General features: G+C 62.4%; 4 protein-coding genes. All 4 read left to right on the top strand.

The genetic code is table 11. The annotated features are described in order from the left end of the window. Positions 1 to 439, top strand: a 439-nt coding sequence (locus tag EN906_RS27050; protein WP_164777385.1) for an ATP-binding cassette domain-containing protein, incomplete at its 5' end; no start/stop codon positions are given. 39 nt (positions 440 to 478) lie between these two features. Next, a complete protein-coding gene (locus tag EN906_RS27045; RefSeq protein ID WP_127266789.1) occupies positions 479 to 1,477 on the top strand; it encodes an ABC transporter permease in 999 nt (332 codons plus the stop codon). A gap of 87 nt (positions 1,478 to 1,564) precedes the next feature. After that, positions 1,565 to 2,332 carry an SDR family oxidoreductase gene (locus EN906_RS27040; RefSeq protein WP_127266790.1) on the top strand — a complete coding sequence of 256 codons (768 nt, stop codon included), beginning with the start codon at positions 1,565 to 1,567 and terminating at the stop codon, positions 2,330 to 2,332. A gap of 175 nt (positions 2,333 to 2,507) precedes the next feature. Beyond that, the gene (locus tag EN906_RS27035) at positions 2,508 to 3,335 is read left to right on the top strand and encodes an AraC family transcriptional regulator (protein WP_127266791.1); all 828 of its coding nucleotides are present in this window, start codon (positions 2,508 to 2,510) and stop codon (positions 3,333 to 3,335) included. Positions 3,336 to 3,528: the final 193 nt, after the last annotated feature.

Genomic DNA, 3,528 nt, shown 5'->3' with positions numbered 1-3,528 from the left:
CGGCCGCGAGCTGCGGCGCGGCGTCGGGCCGTTCCGCATCCTCGACTATGCCTCGATGTACAAGCGTGCCGGCCAGCTCTTTGCCGAATTGAAGTCCGAAACCCGTCCGCGCGACCTCGTCAAGCAGATGTCGGGTGGCCAGCGCCAGGCGGTGGCGATCGCCCGCACCATGCTGTCGCAGGCCAAGATCGTGCTGATGGACGAACCGACGGCGGCGATCTCGGTGCGCCAGGTCGCCGAAGTGCTGAACCTGATCCGCCATTTGCGCGATCAGGGCATCGCCGTCGTGCTGATCAGCCACCGAATGCCTGACGTCTTCACCGTCGCCGACCGCGTCATCGTCATGCGGCGCGGCCGCAAGGTCGCCGACAAGACGATTGCGTCGAGCTCGCCCGAGGAAGTCACCGGGCTGATCACCGGCGCCATCGAACAGGTTTGATTTCAGCGAATTTCACCACGCAGCAGATGAAGGTCGACGATGGCACTGACAATTGACCAGCCGATCGAACACAAGCAGCAATCCTTGGCCGCGAGAGTGTTTGCCAGCCAGACCTTCTGGGTGGTGATCGCGGTCATCCTTGCCTGCGTGTTCCTATCGTTTGCCACCGACGCCTTCGCCACCTCGAAGAACCTCTACAACATCACCCGCAACATCACCTTCGTCGCCATTATCGCGCTCGGCATGACTTTCGTCATCATCACCGGCGGCATCGACCTGTCGGTTGGCTCGGTACTATGCCTGTCGTCAATGGTGCTGGCCGTCACCATGCATGCCGGCTACTCGATCGAGGTCGGCATCCTGGCCTCCATTGCCACCGCGCTCGCCATTGGCGCCTTCAACGGCGTGCTGATCGCCTATCTCGGCTTTCCACCCTTTGTGGTGACGCTCGGCATGCTGTCGATCGCCCGCAGCCTCGCCATGGTCGCCTCCAACAACACCGTCGTCTTCCAGTTCGGGCCGGACCACGCCAAGCTTCTGTCATTGGGCGGCGGCGCCTGGGTGTTCGGCATCGCCAATCCGGTGCTTTACATGATCCTTCTGGCGCTGATCACCGGCTTTATCCTGCGCTGGACGAAGTTCGGCCGCCACATCTTTGCCATTGGCGGCAACGAGCACGCGGCAACGCTGACCGGCGTTCCGGTGCGCCAGATCAAGGTTGCCGTCTACATGATCTCGGCGCTGTCGGCCGGCATTGCCGGCATCATCCAGACCGGCTGGCTGGGCGCCGTCACCACCAATCTCGGCACCGGCATGGAGCTGCAGGTAATCGCCGCAACCGTCATCGGCGGCGCCAATCTGGCTGGCGGCGTCGGCACCGCCTTTGGCGCCATCGTCGGTGCGGCCCTGATCGAGGTGATCCGCAACAGTCTCGGCCTGCTCGGCATCAATGCCTTCTGGCAAGGCGTGTTCATCGGCGGCGCCATCCTGCTGGCGGTGCTGTTCGACCGCATCCGCAATTTCCGCCGCAGTGACTAGAACCATGATCCCGAAAAGTGGAAACCGGTTTTCTCGGACAAACGGAACCGTTTGTCCGGAGATCATGGTCAAACAAAAGACGGTTTGATGGCCAACTCCCTGTTCAGCCTCGAGGGGCGGCTGGCGCTGGTGACTGGCTCCGGCCAGGGCATCGGCTTCGCGCTGGCTCGGGGCATGGCTGAACATGGGGCAAGCGTGGTGCTGAACGGCCGCGACGCCGCCAGGATCGGCGGTGCCGTCGAAAAGCTGCGCAATGCCGGCTTCAAGGCGCACACCTCGACCTTCGACGTCACCGATTTTCAGGCGGTCAACGAGGACATTGCCCGCATCGAGGCCGAGATCGGCGCCATCGACATCCTCATCAACAATGCCGGCGTGCAGTTCCGCGCCCCGCTCGAGGACTTTCCCGAGGAGCAATGGGAGCGCCTGTTCAAGACCAATGTGTCGGGCGCCTTCCATGTCGGCAAGGCGGTCGCCCGCCACATGATCCCGCGCGGCAAGGGCAAGATCATCAACATCGGCTCGGTGCAGAGCGAACTGGCAAGGCCGAACATCGCACCATACACCGCGACCAAGGGCGCGATCCGCAACCTCACAAGGGGTATGTGCGCCGACTGGGCCAAACACGGCCTGCAGATCAATGCGATCGCGCCCGGCTATTTCCGCACCGAGATGAACCAGGCGCTGGTCGACAATCCGGAATTTTCCGCCTGGCTGGAAAAGCGCACGCCCGCCGGACGCTGGGGCGCTGTCGACGAGCTGATCGGCGCCGCCGTGTTCCTTGCGTCCGACGCATCGTCTTTCGTCAACGGCCATACACTGTATGTCGATGGCGGCATGACGGCTTCGGTTTGAGGGGCGTTCTTCCCTTGTGGGAGGAGAGGAAACCTATCGCTCAGTCTGAAAATCCGGCCGCATCGGCCGTCATTCGCCCTCGCCGCCCCCGCGCGTCTTGACGCGGCCCCGAACTCAGCCGCACAATCCCTGTTGCAGACGAAGGGAGGCCAGTCGTCTGCGGGAGGATATACCCATGACGGAAGCGATCAGGCTCTACTGGGGCCGGTTCGGACATGTATCTATCCTGAATGTCGCAAGCGACTTCGTCACCCATGCCCATGTCGAGGCCCATCTGATCATCTGGCTGGAAGGTACGGCCGGCGAAATGACCATCGGCCGCGAGACCGTCCGGCTTGGACCTGGAACGGCCGCCGGCATCAACTCCTTCCAGCCGCACAGCCATGTTCTGTCGCAAAACGGGACGCCCGGTCTGTTTCTAGCCTTCTACATCGATCCCGACTGGGCGCGGCGCCGCCGCGACCTGCCTTCGTCGGCACCGCTGTTTTCACAAGCCGCGATCACGCTGGAACCGTGGCTGCATCAGGCCGCCGCCAATCTGCTCGACCACCTCAGCGACAATGAGAGCGTCGACGATATCGCCAACTACGAGATCGAGCGTTTCATCGATAGCGTGCTCGACGCCGCCGACGCCTCGGCGCCGCAGGAGGCCCGTGTCCGCATCAACACCATGCAGGATTTTCGTGTCCGCAAGGCAATCCAGCTGATGAAGGCCAATGTCTGCGAGCGCATCTGCTTCGACGACGTGGCGCGCAGCGTCGGCCTGTCGCGACCGCATTTCTTCGCTTTGTTCAAGGAACAGACCAATCTGACGCCCAATGTCTACTGGAACACGCTGCGCATGGAGGAAGCGGTGCGGCAGCTGCAATGGTCGCGGGAGCCGCTGATCTCGGTCGCCTGCAATCTCGGCTTCACCACGCAGGGCAATTTCTCGCGTTTTTTCCGCGACCATGTCGGCGTGCCGCCGACGCTCTACCGCGAGGCCGCGCGGGCGATTGCCTGAGCCTGTCCTCGTTTAGTCAATGTCGACTGTTTTTCAGACTCCTTGATACACGCTCAAGACGCATTGATAAGCGCCGCTGAAATGGCCGCCCTACCCTTGCACCGGATCGCTTTTGCAAGGGAACATTTGAATGGCCAAAGTCACCATATCCAGCGTCATCGACGCGCCGGTCGAAAAGGTCTGGGCGCGCATA

The organism is Mesorhizobium sp. M7A.F.Ca.CA.004.06.1.1, from assembly GCF_003999135.1.
Taxonomy (GTDB): domain Bacteria; phylum Pseudomonadota; class Alphaproteobacteria; order Rhizobiales; family Rhizobiaceae; genus Mesorhizobium.
This window is presented reverse-complemented; position numbering and strand designations above follow the sequence as displayed.

What these genes read in the sequence shown, in the direction of transcription:
- EN906_RS27045 (WP_127266789.1), top strand. Translation starts at nt 479, where the DNA reads ATGGCACTGACAATTGACCAGCCGATCGAACACAAGCAGCAATCCTTG.
- EN906_RS27040 (WP_127266790.1), top strand. Translation starts at nt 1,565, where the DNA reads ATGGCCAACTCCCTGTTCAGCCTCGAGGGGCGGCTGGCGCTGGTGACT.
- EN906_RS27035 (WP_127266791.1), top strand. Translation starts at nt 2,508, where the DNA reads ATGACGGAAGCGATCAGGCTCTACTGGGGCCGGTTCGGACATGTATCT.